Genomic DNA, 2,225 nt, shown 5'->3' with positions numbered 1-2,225 from the left:
TCAGACTGTAGACAAAGCTCCTTCCTGTGAGGGAGCTTTTCTTGTGTCATGACTGCAAAAATTATGTACTTACAAGCATATAAGAAGTAGTGAAAATGCCGTATTTACGGGACTTTTCACTACTTTTTTGGTATAATGAAAGTATCAAAATAAAGGCGGTGTTTCCTATGATGACACAGAATGCAGATAAGAAAAGAGAACAGATTCAGATGTTCTGCATGGATGACCTTGTTCCGCAGGATCATCTGCTGCGCCTGATTGACCAGGCAATCGACTGGAGTTTTATCTATGATCTTGTGATCGATAAATACAGTGCAGACAATGGCCGCCCCAGCATGGATCCGGTCATGCTCATTAAAATTCCATTCATCCAGTATCTGTACGGCATCCGAAGCATGCGCCAGACAGTAAAAGAAATCGAAGTCAATGTCGCATACCGATGGTTCCTCGGTCTGGAAATGATGGACAAGGTTCCCCATTTCTCTACGTTTGGAAAGAATTATACCAGACGCTTTAAGGATACTGATCTTTTTGAACAGATCTTTTCCCGTATCCTGCAGGAATGCTATAAATACAGACTGATTGATCCTTCCGAGGTCTTCGTGGATGCCACCCATGTAAAAGCACGGGCAAACAGCAAAAAGATGCGGAAACGGATTGCAGATGAGGAAGCACTGTTCTTCGAAGAGCAGTTAAAGAAGGAAATCAATGAAGACCGGGAAGCGCATGGGAAAAAGCCTCTGAAAGAAAAGAAGGAAGATCCCAAAGATCCCCCCCTCCTGTGGTGGCAGCTCTGATGGAAAAGAAGAAAAAACGGTCAAGGAAAGTACAACGGATCCGGAAAGCGGATGGTTCCGAAAGGGTGAGCATAAAAATGTTTTTGCGTATTCCGTGCAGACAGCCTGTGACAAAAACGGATGGATTCTGGGTTATGTGTAAATCCCGGCAACCAGCATGACAGCCGGACATTTAAATCCCTGTATGATAAGATAAAAGACATTGGCATTCAGACACTGGTAGCCGATGCAGGATACAAAACACCAGCGATAGCAAAGTTACTTCTGGATGATGGTATCACACCGCTTCTGCCGTATAAACGCCCCATGACCAAAGATGGTTTTTTCAAAAAAACCGAGTATGTGTATGATGAATATTTTGACTGCTATGTATGCCCGAACGATCAGGTGTTGGCTTATCATACGACGAACCGTTCCGGATACCGGGAATACAAGAGCTGCGGAATCGTCTGTGAAGGATGTCCATATCTGAAGCAGTGCACAGAAAGCAGGGATCATGTGAAGGTAGTGACCCGGCATATCTGGGAGCCGTACATGGAAAAGTGTGAGGATATCCGGCATACGATTGGGATGAAGGAAGTGTATGCGCAACGGAAAGAGACCGTAGAGCGCCTCTTCGGAACAGCAAAAGAAAACCACGGATTACGCTATACACAGATGATAGGAAAAGCCCGGATGGAAATGAAAGTCGGGCTTACGTTTGCCTGCATGAATCTGAAAAAACTGGCAAAGATGATAGCCAGGAAGGGAAAAAGGGGAACCCAAAAGTGTTTATTATTGATCAAGTACACACTTTTTGAACCCAAAACAAGAAAAACGCTTCTGGAGTGCTGACCAAAAGCGTTTTGTCTACAGTCTGAAACATGCCGCCCATCGGGCGGCATGTTTTAAATTTTTGCTTTTATTTTTCTAAATCGATTGTCTTGAGTAATTCTTTGATCTGTTCTACGCTTAACCACTCGGTATTGTTACCTGAGCTATAGGAAAATCCTTCGGGAACCCTCTTGCCGGTGGGAACTGCACGTCTGGATTCACTCCATACCATCTGAGGATATACGATAAAGTGCTTGTCATACTCATAGGTATTCATAGAATCTTCTACGGTAACCATGATCTCATGCAGTTTTTCTCCCTCTCGGATGCCGACTTCCGGCATCTGACATCCGGGCAGCATTGCCTGTGCCAGATCTGTGATCTTGAAGGAAGGAATCTTGGAGATGAAGGTCTCGCCACCCTTGGATTCTTCCAACGCTTTGATGACCAACTCGACACCCTGCTGCAAGCTGATCCAGAATCGGGTCATGCGGTAATCGGTGATAGGAAGCTCGGTTCCTCCATTCTTGATAATGTTATGGAAGAAAGGAATGACAGATCCGCGGCTTCCGGCTACATTACCATAACGAACGATAGAAAAGCAGATATCCTTGC

The 2,225-nt window shown here is 44.9% G+C and carries 1 protein-coding gene and 1 pseudogene; one reads left to right on the top strand and one right to left on the bottom strand.

All coding sequences use genetic code 11. The features are described from left to right. The first annotated feature begins 167 nt into the window (after nt 1–167). A pseudogene (locus AC5RDS_RS10140) lies at nt 168–1,657 on the top strand (IS1182 family transposase). 41 nt (nt 1,658–1,698) lie between these two features. Here AC5RDS_RS10140 and AC5RDS_RS10135 read toward each other — a convergent pair. Then, the coding region (locus AC5RDS_RS10135; protein WP_494222324.1) for a polysaccharide biosynthesis protein at nt 1,699–2,225 on the bottom strand (527 nt) is incomplete at its 5' end.

Source organism: Odoribacter sp. (assembly GCF_985060555.1).
The sequence above is the reverse complement of the archived record's forward strand: the minus strand, read 5'-3'. Positions and strand labels throughout refer to the sequence as shown.